A 24,002-nucleotide genomic window follows, 5' to 3' on the forward strand; every position below is an offset into this window, starting at 1 on the left:
AGGCTACAGGCTTTAGCAGTATCTGATCAATTTCTTAATGTATAATCGCGCTCTACCTCAAGCTCGCCGGAAACGATCTTGTCAATTGCATCCTGTGCAGTTGTTTTTACATCCTCTGGAAGATTATCGGAAAGAAGAACTTCTACAGCTCCATCTGCCATACCAAGGTTGTAAACATCTCCTGCAAAGCTTCCATCTGCAACGCTTCCAAGTGCTGTATCAATTACAACGTCAAGATTGTAAAGTGCAGAATCCAGAATGTTGTCAGGTGCTAAAGAACTCTGGTCATAGGAATCGCCCTGGCACCAGATTCCAGCATCAACAGCTGCTGCCATAGCACCATTTCCGCAGGCATTTGCGCAGTGCTTGATCACATCAACGCCATTGTCGATCATGGCTTTTGCAGCTTCCTGTGCCAGCTGGGTATCTACATAGGAGTTCGTCCATGCAGTCTGTACTTCAATATCAGGATTTACAGATTTCGCTCCATCTTCATATCCGTTAATGATCTTCACAAGGGAATCTCCCGGGATCGGTCCGATTGCGCCAAGCTTGTCTGTCTCAGTCATGGAAGCAGCGATGATTCCTTCAACATAAGCAGTCTGCTCACAAGCCATAACATAAGATGCTACGTTGTCTGCAGATGCATCAGCTTCTGTACAGATGAATTTAGTGTCTGGGTAGGTTTCTGCAACTTCCAGGGCAGGATCACCGAACTCGTATCCATGTCCGATTACTACATCATAGCCTGCACTTGCATAATCAGCAAAAGCAGCGGAAATATCAGCAGCTTCCAGGTTCTCTGTGTATGCCAGCTCATAGCCATATTTCTCACAGGCCTTCTGTGCACCTTCATATGCTGTCTGGTTCCATCCCTGGTCATTTGCTGCTCCGGAAAGTAAAAGAGCAACCTTAAGGCCTTCGCCCTCTGCTGCCTGTACCGGCTGTGCATATACACCACTTACCATAGATGCTGTCATTGCCATTGCTAATCCCAAAACCACCAGTTTTTTCATCTTAATCCTCCTCGATCAGATCTTATATTCGTGTATTCTTCTCATGTTCAACCTTGTAGTAGCTATAAGGTTTTTTCTTAGATCTCTTACATAGTAAACCATATAGTTACTATAAGGTCAATACCTTTTTCAATATTTTTATTTTTTACAGTGCTCCAAACAGGATATTAGCCTTTTTGCATCAAGGACAGCATAATAAAAGAGCAGTCAGAAAATTTCCAACTGCCCTGCATTAAGGTTTATTAAAAAATTATCTAACTGCTCAGAGCCTACTCTCCAAACTCTTTTGCAACTTTTTTCAGCATTTCCCGGATTGGCAGATGGTATGGACATCTTGTCTCACATTTGCCGCATCCTACACAGGCAGATGCTTTCACTGCCATACTGCTGTACCGGTCTTTCGCCCAGTCTGCCAGATTGTAGCGCTCCAGATATCCTGCAAAAAGAAATGCACTGGGAATGCTGATTCCAACTGTACACGGCGCACAGTAATTACAGCGGCGGCAGAAATTGGTGCCAAGCTGATGACGGATTTCTTCCATTTCTGCAAGCTCTGCCTCTGTAAGCGGTGTGGCATCAGAGCAGGCCTTTACATTCTCTTCCAACTCTGATACTTCTGCCATCCCCGGAATCACTACCGTAACGGCAGGATTGGAACAGACATAGCGAAGGGCAAGGATTCCGTTTTCAATGGCACCACCTGCCAATGGTTTCATGGCGATAAATCCTACATTTTTCTCCTGGCATTTGCGGATCAGTTTCTCGCCCTGGTTCTCTACAATGTTATATGGAAACATGATCGTCTCCACCCAGTCAAGGGAAAGCGCCCGCTCGAATACAGCTGTGGAATGTGCAGTCAGACCGATATGTCCGATTTTCCCGGCTTTCTTTGCTTCCATAAGCGCTTCCAGCGCCCCGCCTTCTCCTACTACTGTATCCAGCTGTTCCATGCTTGGATTATGTACCTGATACAGGTCTATATAATCTGTGCGCAGATTTCCAAGGCTCTTCTCGATATCAGCAGCCATAGCTTCTTTCGTTCTTGCCATGCTTTTCGTCGCGATCACAAATTTATCCCGGATTCCCTCCAGTGCATAGCCAAGATATTCCTCACTGACTGTATATCCCCTGGCGGTATCAATATAATTCACGCCCGCTTCCATCAGCTGTTTCATCAGATTCTTAGTACCTTCTGCGTCAATTCTCTGAATGGGAATCCCACCGAATCCCATACGGGAAATCTGAAGTCCTGTTTTTCCAAGTGTTGTATATTCCATATCCGCTGCTCCTCCTTTAATTTTCTGTCCCGATCCAGGAACTCCTTTCCTGAATCTTCTCCATAATTCTGGTCTTTTCATCCCCCTGCGCCGGTGTTGGCTGGTAATTGTTGTAATCATATGCAGAAGAAATAGAACATGGGATAATATTGGTCACATTATCTTCCGTTACACCATCTTTCGTAATGGTAAAGGTCTGTTGAAAAATCATAGTGTCCATATCGCTTGGACTGCTATTTCCACCAAAACAGAAATTTCCAAGACTGTAAACAATATTTTTCCCTTTATATTCTTCAATTCCCTGTAATACATGTGGATGGTGTCCACATACCAGATCCGCTCCCAGGTCAATGGCAAGATGTCCCAGCGTCATCTGATTGGAATCCGGAACGGTCTCTTTCTCATTTCCCCAATGGAAAATGACAATAACAAGTTTTGCACCGTCTGCTTTTACTTTGGCGATGTTATCTTTCAGCTGCTGTTCGCGGCCCAGATGATCATACAGTTCATAAATGCCTACAAGCCCTACTTTTACGCCCTTTATGTCCATCACCGCAGTTTCATCGTATCCGAAGTGAACAACTCCCTGGGCATCCAGGGCATTCATTGTATCCTGAAAGCTCTGTTCCCCATAATCGTGGCTATGGTTGTTGGCTGTATTTACAGCTTCCACAGAACTACAGGAATAAATGCCGGCAAAAGAAGCGGGAGCTTTAAATGCAAAGGTCTTATCTTCACGGTCATAGCTGTCTGTAAAAGTCCCCTCGTTATTGGCAATGGTCAGATCATCCGCTTCAAAAATACTTTTTACATTCTGGAAAAAGTATTCCTTTCCATAATTTTCAAAATAAGCATTCAGACTGGTATCATAATCAAATGCTTCGTCCGTTCCCAGTGTGCAATCACCAACTACACTGACTGTAAGCGTAACAGGCGTATCGTCAGCCGCATTCTGGGAATCATCATTACCTGAACCTGTTTCGCCACTCTCTTCGTCTGCAGCCAAATCCGAAGTAGTACTGTCTGCAGCCAGAGATGTTTCATCCATACTGTCAGCTGTATCCGTTTTTACAGCGGAAGAGCTTGCACTTTCCGTTCTGCTGCTCTGGCATCCCCGGATAACAAGAATCAGAACTGCAAGTAACAGAATTCCTCCAACAGCAATTCCGATTCTCTGTAGCCTTACCTGACGCTGCCGGTAATACTTGGATTTTTTGTATAAATCTCTTTTCTTTTTCATGCCTTTCTCCTCCGTGAAAAGAGCTTTTCTAATTAATATAATGATGTTAGTGTCAAAAGACCTTTTGACACTAACTTGATACCACGGATTGTTCCGCAGCTACGCTGCTCCCACAATCCTTCAAACATTCGGAATCCGCTGATTTACTGCGTAAATCGCTACTTCCTCATGTTTGGCGGGTCACAAGATCAAAAGCTTTATCGTGCAAGCACGAACAGCTTTTTGACCTTGTGACCCTGGTATCATAAAATTTTATCTAAAGAACTTATCATAATAGCCCATCACAAAAATCAGCAATACAATAAGCGGCAATACATATGTAAGATATGGGCGTGCCCATTTCGGGAATTTGATACCGTTTCCAGCATCAGCTTCTTTAATGAAATTATCCCATCCCCATCCATAACGTGTAACACAGAACAACAGATAAACAAGGCTTCCCAGTGGAAGAAGGTTGTTGGAAATAATGAAATCCTCCAGATCCTGGATCGTGCTTCCCGCGCCAAGAGGCTGAATTCCACTCCATACATTAAATCCCAGTACACATGGCATAGATAAAACAAAAATAGCAATACCATTTACTGCAACAGCCTTTTTACGGCTCCATCCCCACAAATCCATTGCAAAACTCAGGATATTCTCAAATACCGCAATGATCGTAGAAAGAGCTGCAAATGTCATGAAAATAAAGAACAATGCTCCCCAGAAACGTCCCCCCATCATCTGGTTGAACATATTTGGAAGGGTTACAAATACAAGACCCACTCCCTGTGTAGGGCTTACATTATAGGCAAAACATGCCGGGAAAATAATCAGACCAGCCATCAGTGCTACAAAAGTATCCAGAATACCGATCTGGATGGATTCACCCATAAGACTGCGGTCCTTGTCAATATAGCTTCCAAATATAGCCATAGCGCCGATTCCAAGACTCAAGGTAAAGAATGCCTGACCCATAGCGGCATAAATACCCGAAAGAAGTCCGTTCTCTTTCAAACGTCCAAAATCAGGAAGAAGGTAGAATTTGATACCTTCAATAGCGCTTGGCAAAGTGCAGCTTTTAATACAAAGAACAACCATAATGGTAAGAAGACACACCATCATAACCTTTGTGATACGCTCCACGCCCTTCTGAAGCCCCATGCAGCAGGTTCCAAAACCAAAAGCTGTTACAATTACCATCCAGAAAGTCATTTCTCCCGGATTGGAAAGCAAGGTGTTAAATACATTTCCTACAGCTTCTGTATCCAGCCCCGTAAATGTACCGCTTGCCATTTTGAAAAAATAAGCCAGCATCCAGCCGCCAACAGTGGTATAAAACATCATCAGCATATAGTTGCCGAGCATTGCCCCGTAGCTGTAAAGATGCCATTTGGTACCCTTTGGCTCAAGAAGATGGAAACTTCTGGCTGCTGATTTACGGCTTGCACGTCCTACTGCAAATTCCATAACCATGATCGGCAATCCAAGGATTACCAGGAATAATAGATAAATCAGTACAAAGGCTGCACCTCCATACTGGCCTGTGATGTAAGGGAAGCGCCATACATTTCCGATTCCAATGGCGCAGCCGGCAGAGATAAGGATAAATCCAAGCCGGGATGAAAATTTTTCACGTTCTTTCATATTGCTTTCCTTCCTTTTTTATATAGCTGAGCTCTGTAAAACCAGGTATTTTTACAGAAGCATGCACCTTTCAATAGTATAAGAAGAAAAGCGGTTTTCGTCAATAAATATCTTGAAAAAGGCAGGTAAAATGATACAATAAAAAATACTATTAGAGCATATTTGAAAGAAAGGAAGAACACTATGCTATATATCGGAAATCACACTTCTTCATCGAAGGGTTATGCAGCTATGGGCCGCCAGATGATCAGAAATGGGGGTAACACATTTGCCTTTTTTACCAGAAATCCAAGAGGCGGAAATGCCAAGGCCATTGATCCCGCTGATGTAGCAGAATTTCTGGAACTTGCGACGGAACATAACTTTGGAAAACTCGTAGCCCATGCACCTTACACTTTAAATGCCTGCGCTGCAAAAGAAAACCTTCGTGTTTTTGCAAGAGAGACATTTGCAGATGACCTGAAGCGTATGGAATTCACGCCCGGAAATTACTATAATTTTCATCCGGGAAGTCATGTGGGACAGGGCGTAGAAACTGGAATCCGGAAAATCGCAGAAGTATTAAATGCAGTGCTTACCAGCAGCCAGACAACTACCGTTCTTCTGGAAACAATGTCCGGAAAGGGTTCTGAAGTGGGAAGCTGCTTTGAAGAGCTTCGTGCTATTATGGATCAGGTACAAAGAAAAGAAAAGCTTGGAATCTGCCTGGATACCTGTCATGTATGGGATGGTGGTTATGATATTGTCAATGACCTGGATGGTGTGCTGGATCAGTTTGACCGCGTGATCGGGCTTGAACATTTAAAAGCAATTCATCTGAACGACAGCCTTAACGGGCTTGGAAGCCACAAAGACCGCCATGCCAGAATCGGTGAGGGACAAATCGGCCTGGATGCACTGGTTCGTGTGATCCGTCATCCGGCGCTGGATGGGAAACCATTTATTTTGGAAACGCCCAATGATGACGAGGGATGGGCAAAAGAGATCGCTTTGCTGCGCGAGAAGTATATAAATTAAATATCTTCATGCAAAAAGTGCCACCGGCATACGCCGATGGCACTTTTATATATGACACATTATACTCGGGACAGATATTCACCTGTTCTGGTATCGATTTTCAGCTTGTCGCCCTGGTTAACAAACAGTGGAACCATAACCTGTGCACCAGTCTCAACGATAGCCGGTTTGGTAGCACCCTGTGCTGTATTTCCAGCGAAACCTGGCTCTGTCTCTGTAACTACAAGCTCAACGAATAACGGTGGCTCGATAGCAAATACATTGCCATTATGGGAACAGATCTTAACCATCTCGTTCTCTTTAACGAATTTAAGAGAATCGCCAACCTGATCCTCGGTAAGACCGATCTGGTCAAATGTCTCTACGTTCATGAAGTAGTATAATCCACCATCATTGTACAGATACTGCATATCTACACGCTCGATACGAGCTGTCGGGAATTTCTCTGTAGGACGGAAAGATTTCTCTAACACGGATCCTGTGATAATATTTTTGTATTTGGTTCTAACGAAAGCAGCTCCCTTACCCGGCTTAACATGCTGGAATTCTACGATCTGACAAACGTTGCCATCAATTTCTACTGTGACACCGTTTCTGAAATCACCTGCTGAAATCATAATTAATTTTTCCTCCTTATAGTGCTTATGACTAGAAATATTCTATAATATATGTACCATTTTTTCAACTACTTTTTTTCTTCAAGCACAATTTTTTCCTATTTTTCACGTTTATTACAATCATCTTTCCCACAAACAGTTCTGTTTTGCAGGACTAACCAGCTTATTTCAACTGACTTTCAATTTCCCCGATCAGTTCTTCGAAAGGCTTCACACCTGTCACAACCTCAATATCTGCGAATTTGTGGTAAACCGGGTCTCTCTGTTTCAAAAGCTTCTTGATCTTCTCATCCTGGTTCTCCCCTTCCAGAAGCGGGTTGCTATTGCCTTCCAGCCTCTTACGGAAAGTCTCTGCGGATCCTTTCAGGTAAACAACGGTGCCCAGCTGCTTGATATATTTCTCATTCTGTTCCTGGATTGGAAGACCGGCGCCAAGGGAAATTACTTTTCTTTCCTTGTCATCGATCAGTGCTTTTACAGTCATAGTCTCCAATGCACGGTAATATGGCTCTCCAAATCTCTGGAAAATCTCTTTCACAGACATATTCATCTTCTTAACGATTACTTTGTCCACATCTACAAATGTCAGTCCCAGGTCACTGGACAGACGTTTCCCCACTCTTGTCTTGCCAGAACCCATAAATCCGATAACCACAATATGGTTCATGAATTCCTCTCCTCCTTGGTATAAAAATGTAATACGATTTTCTCCAGATAACGCTTCAGAACGATCTGGATCTCTTCCTTGGGATTGATCGGCTTTACCAGAATATTGCGAAGACCGGCATTCTTAGCCCCCCATATATCGGTAAAAAGCTGGTCTCCGATAAAGACCGTATTCCCTTTGTTTGTTCCAAGCCGCTTCATAGCCCGTTCGTAGCCTTTTCTGGATGGCTTGGCAGCCATTTCAATAAACTGGGCGCCTACGGAAGTGGCAAAAGGTTCTACCCTTTTTTTCTTGTTGTTGGACACCAGGCAACAGGAAAAACCAATATCCCGAAGCTTCCTAAAAAGCCGGATGGCTTCTTCATCTGCCGGTGCTCCATGAGGAACCAGGGTATTGTCTATATCAAACAAAATCCCCCTGTATCCCTCCTGGTATAACTTTTCATAATTTACTACATATGCTGAATCCAGATACTCATCTGGAAAAAAGCGTTCAAACATTCTGTTACATCCTTTAACTTAAGAATTCAAATAAGCCACTAACTCTTCATAATGATCCTTCATTACATCGTAGCCATGCTGATAGAACTCCATCAGCTTCTCTTTATCTGCCTCAGCACGTCCCACTGTAGGCTCTTCCGGACGGATGACGAAAATATGTCCCTCCTGCTCCCATTTTTCCAGAAGCTCAAGAGTCCGGTTATAGTTGCGGTAACGATTGTACAGAGTATTCAAAAATTCCGGATAATGACGGAATGCAGCCACGTAAAGAGGAGTGCTCTTTCCAGGCTTTTTCTTACGGTAGCCTTTATTCCTGGTGAGGATCACTACATTCTTACGGTATCCCTTCTCCATTGCATGGATCAGCGGAATGGAATCCGCAATCCCCCCATCCAGATAGGGAACCCCATCAATCTCCACCATAGGGCTGGCAATGGGAATGCTGGAAGAAGCACGTCCGATATCCATCAGACGCTTCCTGTCATGCTTCTCAGTCATATATTCGGCATCTCCGGTAAGGCAATTGGTTACCACCATTTCACACTCAGCTTCAGACTGGAAAAAAGTATCAAAATCAAATGGAAATAATTCATTGGGATATTTATCAAACAGCATATCCATATCAAAGAGCTGATGCTTCTTAAGGGCTTCCTTCGTACCAATATAACTGTTCTTTTTATCTTCTATGATCATACAGTCCCTGGTGCGCCCAGGCTGCCAGGAAACATAATCGAGGGCATTACAGGAGCCTGCAGAAACCCCTACAACATATGGGAATTTCACCTGCTGCTCCATAAGAAAATCCAGTACCCCAGCTGTAAATACTCCTCTGCTTCCACCGCCCTCCAGGACCAGGGAAGAGGATGTCTGTACTGTCATTTTATTCACGCTCCTTAAGCGGTACATATGCTGCCGGAGCAAGCACATTCTTATAAGCCGGACGGATGATCTTATCTGTATTGATCAGCTCTTCCATACGGTGCGCACTCCAGCCCACAATACGTGCCACTGCAAATATCGGGGTGTACAGCTCAAGGGGCAGATCCAGCATGCTGTAAACAAAGCCACTGTAAAAATCCACATTGGCGCTGACACCTTTGTAAATATGGCGTTCCTCGGCGATTACCTCTGGTGCCATCTTCTCTACCATTGCGTAAAGATTGTATTCTTTCATACGGCCCTTTTCCTTCGCCAGAGTCTCCACAAATCCCTTAAGGACCTGGGCTCTCGGGTCAGAAACAGAATATATGGCATGTCCCATACCATATATAAGACCTCTTTTGTCAAAGGCTTCTTTATGAAGAAGCTTCTTCAGGTATTCTCTGACTTCCTCTTCATCTGAAATATCCTTTACATTCTTCTTCAGATCCTGGAACATGCTTACAACCTTGATATTGGCACCACCGTGCTTCGGTCCCTTCAGGGAACCAAGAGCCGCTGCAATGGCAGAATAGGTATCTGTTCCGGAAGAGGAAACCACATGGGTAGTAAATGTAGAGTTATTACCACCACCATGCTCCATATGAAGGATCAGGGCAAGATCCAGGATCTTCGCTTCCAGATGGGTATATTTCTTATCCGGGCGAAGCATGCGAAGGATATTCTCTGCTGTGGAAAGCTCCTTCTTCGGATTATGAATATAAAGGCTCTTGCCGCAGACATAATGATTATAAGCCTGATATCCGTAAACGGACAAGAGAGGAAATACACTGATCAGATTCAGACACTGTCTCAATACATTAGGCAGGGAAATGTCATCCGGCTCCTTGTCATAACAGTAAAGTGTGAGTACACTTCTGGACAGGGCATTCATAATGTCCTTAGACGGAGCTTTCATGATAACGTCCCTTACAAAATTAGTGGGGAGACAACGCTGGTTCGCCAATAGCTTACTGAATTCTTCCAGTTCTGTCTGATTGGGAAGTTTCCCAAATAATAAAAGATAGGTGGTCTCTTCAAAGCCAAATCGGTCATCTTCAATAAATCCCCTGGTAAGCTCCTTAATGTCATATCCTCTATAAGAAAGACTGCCCGCACAAGGCACTTCCTTACCGTCAACTACTTTTGTGGCACACACATTGGAAATCTGCGTCAGCCCGGCCAGAACGCCCTTACCATTAATATCACGGAGTCCCCGCTTTACATCATATTTCTGGTAAAGAGACAGATCCAGGCTGGAATGATCCTTACAGATCTCCGTCAGGTTCTCTATTTCTGGTGTTACTTTCATGTTAAATCCTGCCATTCAAATAAAACCCCTTTCTCTTTTTTAACTGTCCGATAATCCGTTCCTCCCTCAATCTGATATTGCTGTATGGATAATCTGTGACCGCTATATTCTATCTGCTACGTAGAATATAGTATAACATTATACTTGTTTCAAAATCTATAGACATTTTTCTGTCTGTGTTTATCTTTGTGTTACTGTTCACTTATGAAACCATAACCACTTATCTTCTTTCCTTATCGCTGCTTATAAGTGGACAGGAAATCTTTCATCTTATCCATTGCTTTCTCCAGCTGTCTTACATTCGGCAGGTATACCACACGGAAGTGGTCTGGAGAATTCCAGTTGAATCCCTTGCCTGGTACCAGAAGTACCTGTTTCTCATGAAGGAAATCAAGGGCAAACTGCTCATCATTGTAAATATTGAATTTCTCTGTATCAATCTTCGGGAAAATGTAGAACGCAGCCTTCGGCTTCACGGCGCTGATTCCCGGAATATCATTCAGGGCCTTATATATGAAATCTCTCTGCTCATATACTCTTCCACCCGGCTGAATGTATTCATTTACACTCTGGTAGCCTCCAAGGGCTGTCTGTACAATAGACTGTGCCGGCACATTGGAGCAAAGACGCATGGAAGAAAGCATATTGATACCCTCTATATATCCCTTCGCCTTATTCTTGGCGCCGCTTAAGATCATCCAGCCAATACGGAAGCCTGCGATCATATGGGACTTGGAAAGTCCGGAGAAAGTAACACAGAATACATCCGGAGCCAGGGAAGCGATGGATGTATGCTTGTATCCATCCATGATCAGACGGTCATAAATCTCATCGGAGAAAATGATCAGCTCATGCTCGCGCGCGATCTGCACGATCTGCTCCAGAATTTCCTTCGGATATACTGCACCTGTAGGGTTATTCGGGTTAATGATAACGATCGCCTTGGTCTTATCTGTGATCTTACTCTTAATATCCTCAATATCCGGATACCACTCTGACTGCTCATCGCAGATATAATGAACTACATTTCCACCTGCCAGAGTCGCTGTCGCTGTCCACAAAGGATAATCCGGTGCCGGGATCAGGATCTCGTCCCCATTGTCAAGAAGGGCCTGCATGCAAAGGTTGATCAGCTCACTGACACCATTACCTGTGTAGATATCACTCATGGTAACTCCTGGGATACCACGAAGCTGTGCATACTGCATGATTGCCTTCCTTGCGGAAAAGATTCCCTTGGAATCAGAATACCCCTGGGAAGTACGGATATTGCTCAGCATGTCCAGGATAACCTCCTGTGGTGCTGAAAAACCAAATGGATATGGGTTACCGATATTCAGCTTCAGGATCTCCATTCCATCTTCTTCCATTCTGGCTGCTTCATCCACAACCGGTCCCCGCACATCATAAAGTACGTTGTCCAGTTTGCTGGATTTCTCGAATGTTTTCATTATTCTTGTCACTCCTCATCTTTCTATGTATGCCTGATCTGTCTGCTACATCAGGAATGCCACAGAGCCTGTCTGAAAAAAGCTCTGCTGTCTGCCCCCTGTCCGGTAACAGACTTCCTCTCGATATTTGTGATGGCATAACATATTTCTTGTCATCTATCATCTCATATTTGGCAGATTTTCGCAAGCCCCTATGAAATTTTTGGAAATCCGAAAAAAACTCTTTTCTTTTTTAACACTTTAGTGTATAATAGCGTCGTTGAAAAAATTTTACTCAGGATGAGGAGGAATTACAATGTCTTACACTGAAGAAGTATATGAAAGAGTCGTAGCACAGAATCCTGGCGAGCCGGAGTTCCATCAGGCAGTAAAAGAAGTTCTGGATTCCCTGAAGGTCGTAATCGACAAAAATGAAGAAGAATACCGCAGCATGTCCCTTCTGGAACGTCTTGTTGAGCCGGAAAGAATCATTTCCTTCCGTGTTCCGTGGGTAGATGATAAGGGTGTTGTTCAGGTTAACAAGGGCTATCGTGTACAGTTCAACAGTGCTATCGGACCTTACAAGGGTGGTCTTCGTTTCCATCCATCAGTAAACCAGGGTATCTTAAAATTCCTTGGCTTTGAGCAGACATTTAAGAACTCCCTTACCGGACTTCCGATCGGTGGTGGTAAAGGTGGTTCCAACTTTGACCCGAAGGGCAAATCTGACAGAGAGGTTATGGCATTCTGCCAGAGCTTTATGACAGAGCTCTCCAAATATATCGGTGCTGATACTGATGTTCCTGCTGGAGATATCGGTGTAGGCGGACGTGAAATCGGTTATTTATTCGGACAGTACAAGAGAATCCGCGGATTATATGAGGGTGTTCTTACAGGTAAAGGACTTACCTATGGTGGATCCCTGATCCGTACACAGGCTACCGGATATGGTGTTGTTTACATGCTTGACGAGATCATGAAAGCACATAATGATTCTATCGATGGAAAGACCTTCATCGTAACAGGATCCGGAAATGTTGCTATCTACGCAGTTGAGAAAGCACAGCAGCTTGGCGGCAAGGTTGTTGCTATGTGTGACTCCAACGGATATGTATATGATCCAGAGGGAATCAAGCTTGACATCGTAAAGGATATCAAAGAAGTAAAACGTGGACGTATCAAAGAGTACGCTGATCGCGTTGAGGGTGCTACTTATACAGAGGGTACCGGAATCTGGAACATTAAATGTGATGTTTACCTTCCATGTGCTACCCAGAATGAGCTTGCACTTGATGGTGCTAAGACACTTGTTGCAAACGGCTGCAAATATGTAGTTGAAGGTGCTAACATGCCTACTACTCTTGATGCTACAACTTACCTGCAGGAGAACGGTGTCCTGTTCATGCCTGGTAAAGCAGCTAACGCTGGTGGTGTTGCTACTTCTGCTCTTGAGATGAGCCAGAACTCCATGAGACTTTCCTGGACTGCAGAGGAAGTTGATGAGAAGCTTCACGGAATCATGGTAGACATCTTCCACAAAGCTGATGATGCAGCTAAGCGTTACGGCATGGAAGACAACTATGTTGCTGGTGCTAACATCGCTGGATTCGAGAAAGTTGTAGATGCTATGAAAGCTCAGGGTATCTGCTAATTTAGCATTTCGAATTCTGAATTGTTGAAATTATACAAAAAGGACAAGCTCATTTGGGTTTGTCCTTTTTATTTTGAATAACCTCTTTTCAGAATTCTGTAAATACTGTATAATAACCGTTATCGATATACTGCTTTTTGCAGGCATTATAACTACGGAAGGAACTATTTTCTTATGAAACGTGAACAACTTGGAAGCCGTTTAGGCTTTATCATGCTTTCTGCAGGCTGTGCCATTGGCTGTGGAAATGTATGGAAATTTCCATGGATGTGCGGCCAGAATGGAGGCGGAAGCTTTATGCTGGTCTACATCCTTTGTCTTGTCATTCTGGGCATTCCTGCTCTTGTCCTTGAATTTTCCATTGGAAGAGCTGCACAGGTCAGCCCCCTTTTTATGTACCGCAAATTGGAAAAGCCTGGCCAGAAATGGGGGATTTTCGGCTGGTTCTGCCTCATCGGCAATATTGCACTGATGGCTTTTTACACCGTAGTATGCGGATGGATCATCTATTATTTTGTCCGCTTTCTCACCGGCAATAACGCTACACTTGGCTTTGCATCCATGATAGCATCCCCATCTGTAAATGTATTATTTCTTTTGATCACACTTGTTATCGCCTTTTTCATTCTCTCCTTTAATCTTCAGGGAGGACTGGAACGGGTCACCAAGTATATGATGTCAGCATTACTGGTACTGATGTTTGCACTGGCTGTACATAGCCTTCTCCTTGGCGGTGCCGCAAAGGGAATGCAATTTTACCTCAAACCGGATTTTTCCAAGATCAATGGTTCCGTAGTTGTTGGCGCTATGAACCAGGCATTCTTCACTTTATCAACCGGTATGGGCGGCATGGCCATTTTCGGCAGCTACATTGGCAAGGAGCGTTCCTTAATGGGCGAGGCAGTTCATGTCATTACCCTTGATACCCTTGTTGCCATCCTGGCAGGGATCATTATTTTCCCAGCCTGCTTTACCTATGATCTGGAAGTAACCGCCGGACCAAGCCTTCTGTTTGATACCATGGCTGCTGTTTTCAACAATATGCCAGGAGGACGGATCTGGGGTTCCCTGTTCTTTTTGTTTATGGTATTTGCAGCTCTGTCAACAGTTCTTGGAGTATGCGAAAACATCCTTGCCATGGTCCGTGAGCTTACAGGCTGGTCCCGTCCAAAAGGAAGTCTGATCTGTGGCACTGGTATTTTTCTTCTGGCCCTTACTACTGCACTTGGCTACAGCGTACTTCATTTCCAGCCATTCGCAGCAGGTACAACGTGGCTGGATTTCTGGGATTTCATTGTCTCCAACAATGTGCTGCCTCTTGGCTCCCTTATTCTAGCCCTGTTCTGCTGTAATAAATTTGGCTGGGGATGGGAAAACTTCCTCAAAGAGGCCAATACAGGCAAAGGACTTAAAATTCAGGCCTGGATGAAACCATTTTTCCGGTTTGTGCTTCCAGGAGTAGTTGCATTTATCTATATTTACGGAATGGCTACTTTTCATTGGCGATAATTATAAAAAGGATCTTACTTTGCAGGCTTCTCTGCCCGCAAAAAACTCCCCGCATTACGACGGGGAGTTTTCTTTGTTTAAAGCTGGAAATCTCTCAGTTTAAAAATTTCTTCAGTTCATCCATAAAAGTGCTCACATCCTTAAATTCCCGGTACACAGATGCAAAACGCACATATGCAACCGAGTCCAGATCCTTCAAATGGCTCATGACAATCTCTCCAATCTTAGTGCTGGAGATTTCCTTGTCCTCTGTACTAAGTATATCACCTTCTATAGTATCGATCATAGCTTCTAGCTTGTCACTGGCAATAGGACGCTTGTAGCAGGCACGGCGCACTCCATTGATCAGTTTATTCCGGTCATATTGTTCTCTGTTTAAATTCTTCTTGATCACGGTCAGCGGAATCGTTTCTACATTTTCATAGGTAGTAAATCTCCTTCCGCAGGAATCACACATACGTCTGCGCCTTATGGAATTCGTCTCTTCTACCGGTCTGGAATCTACTACCCTTGTATTATCCTGATTACAATATGGACATCTCATATCATTTATTCCCCTTCCTTGTGGTACCCCTCAAGCGTAATAAAACGGACTGAATTTCTTTTTTTATTATACTTTAACACCAGAAAGTGTGTCAATAAACTCTATGAATATTTTCAGAATTTTTGCATAATCTCATAAAAAACAGGTATTTTTCATGCGTATCTGCGAATTAAAACAAAAAGAAGTGATCAATATCTGTACCTGCCGCACCCTTGGCTGCCCGGTAGATGTGGAATTCAACTGTGAAACCGGCTGTATCACAGCCCTTATAGTTCCAGGTCCCGGGAGCTTCTGCTTCTGTTTCTGGGGCGCAAACAGCGAATATATCATTCCTTGGAACTGTATCCGTCAGATCGGGGATGATATTATCCTGGTGGAAATTGACGAAAAGCATTGCTGCAAAAAGGATTAAACTAAACGGACATGGCTGCTGCACAGGACTTTCATAGTAAACGGACATGTCTGCTTACGCAGACATCACCATGAATGAAAGTCGATTGTTCCGCGCCCCTTGGCGCTCCCACAATCGCCGACTGTATTCGTAATCCGGGCTATCGCCCTACTTACTCATACAGTCTAGCCTGTGCGATATCCATAAATCCACCATGCAAGCATGGTGAATTCATGGCTGCCGCACAGGACTTTCATAGTAAATTGTCAAGGGGCATTATTTTTTTAATTTTCCCGAAAAAAGAATATTTATCCTCCAGCATGAGAATCATTTTATTACATCATTTGATTGCTTATGCACAAAAGGAGGATTCACAAAATGGCACTTAACAAAGTTGAAATTTGCGGAGTTAATACATCGAAGCTTCCGGTATTAAAAGCAGAAGAAAAAGAGGAGCTTTTTCGCAGGATCAAGCAGGGTGACGAAGAAGCCCGTGAACTTTACATCAAAGGAAATCTGCGGCTGGTTCTAAGCGTGATCAAACGTTTTTCCAGCAGTAATGAAAATATGGATGACCTTTTTCAGATTGGCTGCATTGGCCTTATAAAAGCAATTGACAATTTTGACACTACATTAAATGTGAAATTTTCCACTTACGCAGTACCTATGATCATTGGCGAGATCCGCCGCTATCTCAGGGATAACAACAGCATCCGGGTAAGCCGTTCTCTCCGTGATATTGCTTACCGGGCTATTTATGCGAAAGAAACTTACATGAAAACAAACTTAAGAGAACCAACAATTGCGGAAATTGCCAGTGAGATCGGCATTGAAAAGGAAATGATCGTCTATGCCATGGATGCCATCCAGAACCCGGTCAGTCTTTTTGAACCTGTCTACACGGAAGGCGGAGATACCCTTTATGTGATGGATCAGATCAGTGATAAGAAGAATAAGGAGGAGACATGGGTGGAGAATCTTTCTCTCAGGGAGGCGATCAACCGGCTGAATAAGCGGGAGCGGCATATTATTGATCTGCGTTTCTATGAGGGTAAGACCCAGATGGAGGTAGCCGAGGAAATTGGTATTTCCCAGGCACAGGTCAGCCGGCTGGAAAAGAATGCGCTGAAGGTTATGCGGAATTATCTGCGGGCGTGATATTCCCTCTGTTTTGCTGTTTAATGTGCTGGGGGTCGATTCCCGGACGCAGTCTGGCAATGTATATTCACCGCCGTGCGGAGCAACGTTCCGGCAAGCTAATGACTAACTACGACTAAGACGCTCAGGAGAGCCTTCGCGTCAAGTCTCCGTAAGTCATGGATCTCGCCTCCACTAAAACCGCTCCTGAAATGCACGGCTACGTGAATATACATTGCCAAACCGCTGGTTATCGACAACTGGTTAGAACCGCGGTTTCTCAGCATATTAAATAGCAATATCATTTATCACAAGGCGTTTTACTCCAGCGCCTTCTCCAACTCCCTGATCACGATCTTCAGCGCCTTAATCCGCGCATACTTCTTATCCACCGATTCCAGAATATGCCACGGCGCATACGCCGTACTGGTCTTTGACAGCATTTCATTGACGGCGCCCTCGTATGCGTCCCACTTTTCTCTGTTGCGCCAGTCTTCATCTGTAATCTTCCACTGCTTTTCCGGATTATTCTGACGATCTGTAAAACGGGCAAGCTGAGTGTCCTTGTCAATCTGAACCCAGAATTTGATGATCACAGCGCCCCAGTCAGACAATTCTTTTTCGAATTCATTGATCTCATTGTACGCACGTTTCCAGTCATTTTCACTACAGAAACCTTCCAGGCGTTCTACCATAACACGGCCATACCAGGTCCGGTCAAAAATAGCGATATGACCGTCCTTAGGTAGTCTGGTCCAGAAACGCCAGAGGTAATGGCGGGCTTTCTCATGAGGCTCCGGGCTGGCAATCGGATGGACTTCAAAACCACGGGGATCCAGTGCCTCTGTAATTCGCTTGATGTTGCCACCCTTTCCCGCTGCGTCCCAGCCTTCATAGGTAATGATCACAGGCACACGTTTGCGGTAAAGACGGTTGTGGAGTTCTCCCAGTTTCTTCTGAAGATGCTTTAATTCCTTCTTATATTCCTCTTCTTCGATTATTTTATCTGCCAGCTCTATTTCAGAAAGCCTGGGCATTTTTACAAGAGGAAAAACATTAGGAAGAAGTGGGGCACTATGCGCGCTGTTCTGCAGAGCTACCTCAATATTGTTAACCATTGTCTCAAGTACCTGCAGTTCTGCCCAGCTGCGCTCCTTCGCGTCCACGATATACCACGGGGCAATTGAGCTGTTGGTGTCTGTAAGGTATCTGTCAAAAATCTTCTGACAACGTTTATAATGCTCATTCTGCCATTTGTCGAATTCATCCACACGCCACCTGGTGTCATGCTCTTTATTCAGATTTTCCATACGTTTCGTCTGTTCTTTTTTATCAATCTGCATGAAAAATTTCAGTACCAGATAACCATTATCGGTCAACTGCCGCTCAAAACGCCTAATACTGTCAATCCTCTGGAGATACGCTTCTTCTTCCAGACCACCCAGACAGTCCTTGCAGGTCTGCTCCATCCAGCCGGAATCCAGGAAGGTAAATTTACCCGCTTCTGGAATTTCTTTAAAATACCGGTACAAAAACGGTCGGCGCAGATCATCTTCTGTAGGCTTCGACATGGTTGCCACCTTAAAGAAACGCGGGTCAATGTATTTGATCACTCTTCCAATGGTACTTCCCTTACCCGAAGCACCCCAGCCTTCAAATAATACAAGCACTGGCAGTTTATGCTCTTTCAGCTTCATCTGCTGCTGGTACAATTTCTCTCCTGCCTCTTTGATTCGCTTTTTCAATTCTTCTTTTTCAGGAATTTCTTCTGGTATCCAGGTTTTTAACATTACCAAATCCTCCTCGCCTATATGATTATCTTTTCGCTGCTTTATCTACTCCTATAGCGCAGCTAAAAAAATGATTTTTTTCCTTTTGTCTCTATTTTTTCTGTATTATAGCATAGTTATTCCTATTTTGCATGAATTTTACAAATATTTAACCAAATAGTGCTTGCATTGGATTACTATCCACAGGCAGCCTTGCACTTTCGTATATACAAGCTATTATTTTCGTGCTATCATACTAGAGCGTGTTTACGCAGACGCTGCCATGTACAAAAATCGATAAACTCCGAACTGTTACGAGTTTATTATAAAGGAGGATTATCTCTTGCCCTTATCCGTTTTTATCGAAATGACACTTTCTGCCATCCTGACTGTATGGTCACCAGGACCCAACAACATTCTGCTGCTTTCCACAGCAAGCAAATATGGCATTTCCGGAAACCTCCGGTTTATGACCGGGATCTGGAGCGGTTCCCTTACCCTGATGTGCCTGTCCGGATTGTTTTGCAGCACTCTGGGGAAAATCATTCCCGGAATCCAGCCGGTTATGAAATATCTCGGCGCCGCCTACGTGCTTTATCTGGCCTGGCAGACCTGGCGAAGACTCCCGCCATCTGAACATACCGCAAATAAAAAGCCCACATGGATCATGGGCTTTTTCCTGCAGCTGGTAAATGTGAAAATCATCATCTATGGCCTGACCATGTTTTCTTCGTATATTCTTCCATACGAAACCAATGCACCTGTACTTTTTTGCTTTGCTGTGTACCTTATGTTTCTTGGCGCCCTTGGGAATCTGATCTGGGCCTTTGCCGGAAATACCCTGAAAAGATTTTACAACGGACATTATAAGCTGATGAATGGAGTTATGGCATTGTTACTGGTATGGTGCTCCTTAAGAATTGTTGGACTTCTATAACTTTTTTCTACACACTTTCATCAGACAGCTTCATAATTCGCAGACTCGGACTACACCACTGAAAGAGGACAAATATACCGCCAAGTTGGGTGTGCAGATTGCAGGAATGATTTTTCAAACACGCTCTAGAATATTTGCGAAAAAACACCTCATAAGATGCATTTCTTCGCATCCTATGAGGTGTTTCATTTATGGTGCTGTATAACTTATTTAAAAACGTCTACCAGTTCCTGACCGTCGTCATAGCCCTGGTTTTTCAGTTCTTCTACAAACCACTGATCTACACCGTCTACAGCCTCCTTGAAGGAATCAATATCCATATCCTCTTTCGCTGTAAAGGTTACGCCGTTTTTCTCTTCCCAGCGGTTCATGATTTCTGTATCACCGGAGCGGTTGATGTAACGCTGGTATTCAACTGCCATTCTTCCGGCTTTGTCTACAACCGCCTGCTGCTCTTCGGTCAGTCCGTCATAAACATCCTGGTTAATACAGAAGAACAGACAGTCATAGATTGCATCCCACATGGAGCAATATGGCTGAACCTCCTGTACGCTGGCTGCATCGATTGCTGGAAGAGGATTTTCCTCACCCTCAACGGTGTTCTGCTGAAGCGCGGTATAGGTCTCGGACCAGTTCATGTTTGTTGCATCTGCGCCCCATCTCTTATAGCATTCCATAAGAAGGTTGGAACCTGCAACACGGATCTTCAGGTTTTTCATATCATCCACAGATTTTACTTCGCGGACACTGTTGGTAAGCTCACGGAAACCATTTTCGGCAATACCCATGCAGTGCAGTCCGTATTCACCGAGGATTTCTTTCATCTTATCGCCTGCCGCGCCGTCAAACTTGGCATCTGCATCTTCCACAGAATCATAGATAAACGGCAGGGATACTACATTAAATCTCGGGTCAAATGCAGAATAGATCAGGTTGGAATGCATGGAAATCTGTACCGGGTCTCCGTTCATCAGTGCCTGGATTCCTTCAGACTGGTTTCCATTTGTCAGCTGGTCTGCTGCATATACATTTACCTTTACTTTTCCGCCTGTTGCTTTTTCCATCAGCTCGCCGAACTTACGTCCACCTTCTGCCCAGGTGGAAGTTTCTGTTGTGGAGCATGCAAAGTTCCAGGTGGTCTCTTCCCAGCCAAGGTCGCTGTAATCGCCGATTCCGGTAAATGCCTCTACCAGTTCCTCTGCGTCATCATATCCCTGGGATTTCAGTTCTTCGATGAACCACTCATCTACACCATCAACAGCTTCTTTGAAAGAATCAATATCCATATCTTCTTTCTTTGTGAAAGTAACACCATTTTTCTCTTCCCAGCGGCTCATGATCTCTTCATCACCAGAACGGTTGATGTAACGCTCATACTCTACCGCTTTCTGACCTGCTTCGTCTACAACAGCCTGCTGCTCAGATGTCAGTCCGTCATAGATTTCCTGATTGATGCAGAAGAACAGACAGTCATAGATTGCATCCCACATGGAGCAATATGGCTGAACTTCCTGTACGCTGGCTGCATCAATTGCAGGAAGCGGATTCTCCTGTCCCTCAACCGTATTCTGCTGAAGCGCCGTATAGGTCTCGGACCAGTTCATGTTGGTTGCATCTGCGCCCCATCTCTTATAGCATTCCATAAGAAGGTTGGAACCTGCAACACGGATCTTCAGGTTTTTCATATCATCCACAGATTTTACTTCGCGGACACTGTTGGTAAGCTCGCGGAAACCGTTTTCGGCAATTCCCATACAGTGCAGTCCATATTCACTGAGGATTTCTTTCATCTTATCGCCTGCCGCGCCGTCAAACTTGGCATCTGCATCTTCCACAGAATCATAGATGAACGGCAGGGATACTACATTAAATCTTGGGTCAAATGCAGAATAGATCAGGTTGGAATGCATGGAAATCTGTACCGGGTCTCCATTCATCAATGCCTGGATTCCCTCGGACTGGTTTCCATTTGTCAGCTGATCTGCTGCATATACGTTTACTTTTACTTTTCCACCTGTTGCTTTTTCCATCAGCTCACCGAACTTACGTCCGCCGTCTGCCCAGGTAGAGGTTTCTGTTGTGGAGCATGCAAAGTTCCAGGTAGTTTCTTCCCAGCCAAGGTCGCTGTAATCTGCGATCTCATTAAAGGAATGCTCCTCGTTTCCTGCTTCAGAAGCAGCTGTAGAACTGCTGTCGCTTCCCGGGTCACCAGAATAAGAACCGTTCTTTGCAAGAGCTCTTGGAAGGGCTGTTGAAGTAACCGGAATGTAGGTTACAACAAGAAGAACTGCGATACAAGCTGCCAGCATTGGCATAACCGCTTTGGAAATCTCCTGAAGGGTAACCTCCATACCTTTTTTGATCTTGATTCCGATGGCAACAAACAGATTGACACCAACAGGAGGAGTTACCTGTCCGATTGCAAGGTTTACAGTTGCCATAACACCAAATGCAACCACATCATATCCAAGTGCTTTGCATACCGGAAGCATTACCGGAATGAAAATGTACATTGCAGAGTTTGCATCAATGAAGCAGCCTGCGATCAGGAAAATAATGTTTACGATCAGAAGGAAGGTAAACTGGTTATGTGCAATACTTCCAAGTAATTCAGAAGCTGCATCTGCAATACCAAATTTGGTACATACATAGGAAAACAGGGAAGCACATGCTACGATCAGCATGATTCCACCGGTTGTTTTTGCAGAATCCACACAAAGGTCAAACAGATCTTTCAGTTTTACCTCACGGTAGATCACCATACCTACAAAGAGACCATATACAACGGATACAGCTGCTGCCTCGGTAGGTGTAAAGATACCGCCGTAAATACCGCCAAGAATGATTATCGGCATCAAAAATCCCCAGAATGCATCTTTAAATGCATCCCAGCGTTCTTTTGCAGTGGCTTTCTTCTGTGCCGGCTGGATACCTTTTCTTCTGGCTTCTACCATAACCACGATCACAAGGGCAACACCCATGAGAATTCCAGGTACAATACCTGCCATGAACATATCTGCGATGGATACGCCAGTGATGGAAGCATATACAACGAATGCAATACTAGGTGGTATGACAATGGCGATGGAACTTGACGTCGCCATAAGTGCCGTGGAGAACGGAGCACTGAAGCCTCCTCTTTCTACCATTGCAGGTACCAGAACTGCACCAAGCGCTGCTACAGTAGCAGGGCCGGATCCGGAAATGGCACCGAAGAAGCAGGCTACGATAACGCATACGATAGCGATACCACCTCTTCTATGTCCCACACAGGTATCTACGAATTTTACAAGTCTTTTGGAAATTCCGGCTTTTGCCATGATATTTCCGGAAAGTACGAAAAACGGGATAGCCAGGAGCAGGAATTTACTGATTCCGGCATACATGTTGGTTGCAACGATAGTAAGGGATGTTCCGGAGTACAGGATCGCACATACGGAAGAAAGTCCCAGACAGATTGCAATGGGAACACCCATGATCAGGAAAATAAAAAATGAGATAAAAAGAACTGCACTTATCATTTATTTATCCTCCTTTTTAATATTTCCAGTACAATAATCAAGACAGTATTCAATAAAATGCAAAATCATGCATCCAGATCCGATCGGTACAAAGGACCAGAAAATCCACTCCGGCCAGTTCAGCACGAAGGTACGTTTTCCGTTTTCCAGCTGTGTGATTACTTTTTCCATGCCAAACCAGAATAAGATGGCTGTAAAAATAATGCAAAGTACAGTGGTAAGGATAACAGATGGTTTTTTCAGTTTCTCCGGGAGACGGTCTGTAACAAGTGACAGGTTGACCAGCTCTCCTTCTCTACATGCAAGTGCTGCAGCCATTAAAGTGATCAGTACAAAGACTGCAACCACAAGTTCCTCGGTAAAGGACCAGGAACGATGGATGACTTTACGGGAAAATACGTTTCCCACAGTCAGGACCAGTATCAGCAGGGTAGATACAACAAGAATGATATTTTCTACTGCTGCCACTGCATTCATGATTTTTTTGAAGACTTTCATGCTCTCTCCTCCTTTGGGTTACTTGTCAGGTTTTCGTCTTTCGTGATACGGAAGCATAGAAAAGGTCCGCCCCTGAGCTAGGGACGGACCATAATAGACCGCAACCACCCTGTTTCTCCTTTGAAACAAGTACGAAAAGACAACGTACCGACATACGCGATTCCGATAACGGGGAACAACCGTGGAAACCTACTTGACACTTTACAGTCTGCTCTGTCACCAGCAGCTGCTTCCTCAGAAAAGCGTTCGGCTTCCCTTCTCGGGGATGATCTTCAAAACAGGCCTGACACTGCTTCCCACCAACGCAGTTCTCTGTAGACAAGGTATCTCTGCTTCTACTTATTCCCTTCAAGGAATTTGATCCTTTTTGAAATTTAGTTGTTTAACGAACTGAAGTCATTTTACTACCAAAGTTTTTGGAAGTC

21 protein-coding genes are annotated in these 24,002 nt (G+C 44.3%); 7 read left to right on the top strand and 14 right to left on the bottom strand.

Annotation, left to right across the window (positions count from 1 at the left end; all coding sequences use genetic code 11):
- Positions 1–26: 26 nt before the first annotated feature.
- From ACTQWB_RS08250 to ACTQWB_RS08265, 4 genes are all read right to left on the bottom strand, one after another.
- Positions 27–986, bottom strand: a complete 960-nt coding sequence (locus ACTQWB_RS08250) for a BMP family protein (protein WP_441501554.1) — start codon at positions 984–986, stop codon at positions 27–29.
- Between the two features lie 299 nt (positions 987–1,285).
- Positions 1,286–2,293, bottom strand: coding sequence for an aldo/keto reductase (locus ACTQWB_RS08255; RefSeq protein WP_441501498.1), 1,008 nt, complete (start codon positions 2,291–2,293; stop codon positions 1,286–1,288).
- Positions 2,294–2,309: 16 nt separating this feature from the next.
- Positions 2,310–3,533, bottom strand: a complete 1,224-nt coding sequence (locus ACTQWB_RS08260; RefSeq protein ID WP_441501497.1) for a CapA family protein — start codon at positions 3,531–3,533, stop codon at positions 2,310–2,312.
- A gap of 252 nt (positions 3,534–3,785) precedes the next feature.
- Positions 3,786–5,159: a sodium-dependent transporter gene (locus tag ACTQWB_RS08265; protein WP_441501496.1), complete on the bottom strand. Its 1,374-nt coding sequence runs from the start codon at positions 5,157–5,159 to the stop codon at positions 3,786–3,788.
- A gap of 183 nt (positions 5,160–5,342) precedes the next feature.
- Here ACTQWB_RS08265 and ACTQWB_RS08270 point away from each other — a divergent pair, with 183 nt between their 5' ends.
- The gene (locus ACTQWB_RS08270; protein WP_441501495.1) at positions 5,343–6,176 is read left to right on the top strand and encodes a deoxyribonuclease IV; all 834 of its coding nucleotides are present in this window, start codon (positions 5,343–5,345) and stop codon (positions 6,174–6,176) included.
- Positions 6,177–6,235: 59 nt separating this feature from the next.
- On the opposite strand, the gene efp is transcribed toward ACTQWB_RS08270, so the two are convergent.
- The 6 genes from efp to ACTQWB_RS08300 form a co-directional block, all read right to left on the bottom strand.
- A complete protein-coding gene (efp, locus tag ACTQWB_RS08275; protein WP_441501494.1) occupies positions 6,236–6,793 on the bottom strand; it encodes an elongation factor P in 558 nt (185 codons plus the stop codon).
- Positions 6,794–6,956: 163 nt separating this feature from the next.
- On the bottom strand, positions 6,957–7,460 hold the full coding sequence (locus tag ACTQWB_RS08280) for a shikimate kinase (protein WP_441501493.1): 504 nt from the start codon (positions 7,458–7,460) through the stop codon (positions 6,957–6,959).
- Complete coding sequence (locus ACTQWB_RS08285) at positions 7,457–7,960, bottom strand: YqeG family HAD IIIA-type phosphatase (protein WP_441501492.1); 504 nt, start codon at positions 7,958–7,960, stop codon at positions 7,457–7,459. The genes ACTQWB_RS08280 and ACTQWB_RS08285 overlap by 4 nt, the downstream gene beginning before the upstream one ends.
- Before the next feature lie 18 nt (positions 7,961–7,978).
- A complete protein-coding gene (locus ACTQWB_RS08290) occupies positions 7,979–8,839 on the bottom strand; it encodes a patatin-like phospholipase family protein (protein WP_441501491.1) in 861 nt (286 codons plus the stop codon).
- A gap of 1 nt (position 8,840) precedes the next feature.
- Positions 8,841–10,205, bottom strand: coding sequence for a citrate/2-methylcitrate synthase (locus ACTQWB_RS08295; RefSeq protein ID WP_441501490.1), 1,365 nt, complete (start codon positions 10,203–10,205; stop codon positions 8,841–8,843).
- A 218-nt stretch (positions 10,206–10,423) separates the two neighbouring features.
- Positions 10,424–11,641, bottom strand: coding sequence for an aminotransferase class I/II-fold pyridoxal phosphate-dependent enzyme (locus ACTQWB_RS08300; RefSeq protein WP_441501489.1), 1,218 nt, complete (start codon positions 11,639–11,641; stop codon positions 10,424–10,426).
- Between the two features lie 295 nt (positions 11,642–11,936).
- On the opposite strand from ACTQWB_RS08300, the gene gdhA reads away from it, so the two are divergent.
- Entirely contained in the window at positions 11,937–13,271 is a 1,335-nt protein-coding gene (gene gdhA / locus ACTQWB_RS08305) for an NADP-specific glutamate dehydrogenase (RefSeq protein WP_441501488.1), read from the top strand.
- A gap of 174 nt (positions 13,272–13,445) precedes the next feature.
- On the top strand, positions 13,446–14,780 hold the full coding sequence (locus ACTQWB_RS08310) for a sodium-dependent transporter (protein ID WP_441501487.1): 1,335 nt from the start codon (positions 13,446–13,448) through the stop codon (positions 14,778–14,780).
- A gap of 94 nt (positions 14,781–14,874) precedes the next feature.
- On the opposite strand, the gene nrdR is transcribed toward ACTQWB_RS08310, so the two are convergent.
- Complete coding sequence (nrdR, locus tag ACTQWB_RS08315; protein WP_441501486.1) at positions 14,875–15,324, bottom strand: transcriptional regulator NrdR; 450 nt, start codon at positions 15,322–15,324, stop codon at positions 14,875–14,877.
- A gap of 154 nt (positions 15,325–15,478) precedes the next feature.
- On the opposite strand from nrdR, the gene ACTQWB_RS08320 reads away from it, so the two are divergent.
- Together ACTQWB_RS08320 and sigG are read left to right on the top strand one after the other, a co-directional pair.
- A complete protein-coding gene (locus tag ACTQWB_RS08320; RefSeq protein WP_441501485.1) occupies positions 15,479–15,736 on the top strand; it encodes a PRC-barrel domain-containing protein in 258 nt (85 codons plus the stop codon).
- A 357-nt stretch (positions 15,737–16,093) separates the two neighbouring features.
- Positions 16,094–16,873 carry an RNA polymerase sporulation sigma factor SigG gene (sigG, locus tag ACTQWB_RS08325; protein ID WP_441501484.1) on the top strand — a complete coding sequence of 260 codons (780 nt, stop codon included), beginning with the start codon at positions 16,094–16,096 and terminating at the stop codon, positions 16,871–16,873.
- 299 nt (positions 16,874–17,172) lie between these two features.
- On the opposite strand, the gene pap is transcribed toward sigG, so the two are convergent.
- Positions 17,173–18,642, bottom strand: a complete 1,470-nt coding sequence (gene pap, locus ACTQWB_RS08330) for a polyphosphate:AMP phosphotransferase (protein ID WP_441501483.1) — start codon at positions 18,640–18,642, stop codon at positions 17,173–17,175.
- Positions 18,643–18,964: 322 nt separating this feature from the next.
- Between pap and ACTQWB_RS08335 the strand changes: the two genes are divergently transcribed.
- Both ACTQWB_RS08335 and ACTQWB_RS08340 read left to right on the top strand, forming a co-directional pair.
- Positions 18,965–19,558 carry a LysE family transporter gene (locus tag ACTQWB_RS08335; protein WP_441501482.1) on the top strand — a complete coding sequence of 198 codons (594 nt, stop codon included), beginning with the start codon at positions 18,965–18,967 and terminating at the stop codon, positions 19,556–19,558.
- On the top strand, positions 19,545–19,763 hold the full coding sequence (locus ACTQWB_RS08340; protein WP_441514606.1) for a DUF6783 domain-containing protein: 219 nt from the start codon (positions 19,545–19,547) through the stop codon (positions 19,761–19,763). Before ACTQWB_RS08335 ends, ACTQWB_RS08340 begins: the two co-directional genes overlap by 14 nt.
- A 1-nt stretch (position 19,764) precedes the next feature.
- Here ACTQWB_RS08340 and ACTQWB_RS08345 read toward each other — a convergent pair whose 3' ends face one another.
- On the bottom strand, positions 19,765–23,079 hold the full coding sequence (locus ACTQWB_RS08345) for a TRAP transporter large permease subunit (RefSeq protein ID WP_441501480.1): 3,315 nt from the start codon (positions 23,077–23,079) through the stop codon (positions 19,765–19,767).
- Positions 23,080–23,577, bottom strand: coding sequence for a TRAP transporter small permease (locus ACTQWB_RS08350; RefSeq protein ID WP_441501479.1), 498 nt, complete (start codon positions 23,575–23,577; stop codon positions 23,080–23,082).
- Positions 23,578–24,002 lie beyond the last annotated feature (425 nt).

Origin of the sequence: Blautia sp. HCP3S3_H10_2, from assembly GCF_052122375.1 — a bacterium.
Classification (GTDB): domain Bacteria; phylum Bacillota; class Clostridia; order Lachnospirales; family Lachnospiraceae; genus Blautia_A.

Coding starts and splice junctions, on each gene's coding strand:
- ACTQWB_RS08310 (WP_441501487.1), top strand. CDS start 13,446: ATGAAACGTGAACAACTTGGAAGCCGTTTAGGCTTTATCATGCTTTCT.
- sigG (WP_441501484.1), top strand. CDS start 16,094: ATGGCACTTAACAAAGTTGAAATTTGCGGAGTTAATACATCGAAGCTT.
- ACTQWB_RS08285 (WP_441501492.1), bottom strand. CDS start 7,960: ATGTTTGAACGCTTTTTTCCAGATGAGTATCTGGATTCAGCATATGTA.
- ACTQWB_RS08265 (WP_441501496.1), bottom strand. CDS start 5,159: ATGAAAGAACGTGAAAAATTTTCATCCCGGCTTGGATTTATCCTTATC.
- ACTQWB_RS08350 (WP_441501479.1), bottom strand. CDS start 23,577: ATGAAAGTCTTCAAAAAAATCATGAATGCAGTGGCAGCAGTAGAAAAT.
- ACTQWB_RS08295 (WP_441501490.1), bottom strand. CDS start 10,205: ATGGCAGGATTTAACATGAAAGTAACACCAGAAATAGAGAACCTGACG.
- ACTQWB_RS08345 (WP_441501480.1), bottom strand. CDS start 23,079: ATGATAAGTGCAGTTCTTTTTATCTCATTTTTTATTTTCCTGATCATG.
- nrdR (WP_441501486.1), bottom strand. CDS start 15,324: ATGAGATGTCCATATTGTAATCAGGATAATACAAGGGTAGTAGATTCC.
- ACTQWB_RS08300 (WP_441501489.1), bottom strand. CDS start 11,641: ATGAAAACATTCGAGAAATCCAGCAAACTGGACAACGTACTTTATGAT.
- pap (WP_441501483.1), bottom strand. CDS start 18,642: ATGTTAAAAACCTGGATACCAGAAGAAATTCCTGAAAAAGAAGAATTG.
- efp (WP_441501494.1), bottom strand. CDS start 6,793: ATGATTTCAGCAGGTGATTTCAGAAACGGTGTCACAGTAGAAATTGAT.
- ACTQWB_RS08270 (WP_441501495.1), top strand. CDS start 5,343: ATGCTATATATCGGAAATCACACTTCTTCATCGAAGGGTTATGCAGCT.
- ACTQWB_RS08280 (WP_441501493.1), bottom strand. CDS start 7,460: ATGAACCATATTGTGGTTATCGGATTTATGGGTTCTGGCAAGACAAGA.
- ACTQWB_RS08250 (WP_441501554.1), bottom strand. CDS start 986: ATGGCAATGACAGCATCTATGGTAAGTGGTGTATATGCACAGCCGGTA.
- gdhA (WP_441501488.1), top strand. CDS start 11,937: ATGTCTTACACTGAAGAAGTATATGAAAGAGTCGTAGCACAGAATCCT.
- ACTQWB_RS08255 (WP_441501498.1), bottom strand. CDS start 2,293: ATGGAATATACAACACTTGGAAAAACAGGACTTCAGATTTCCCGTATG.
- ACTQWB_RS08260 (WP_441501497.1), bottom strand. CDS start 3,533: ATGAAAAAGAAAAGAGATTTATACAAAAAATCCAAGTATTACCGGCAG.
- ACTQWB_RS08290 (WP_441501491.1), bottom strand. CDS start 8,839: ATGACAGTACAGACATCCTCTTCCCTGGTCCTGGAGGGCGGTGGAAGC.
- ACTQWB_RS08320 (WP_441501485.1), top strand. CDS start 15,479: ATGCGTATCTGCGAATTAAAACAAAAAGAAGTGATCAATATCTGTACC.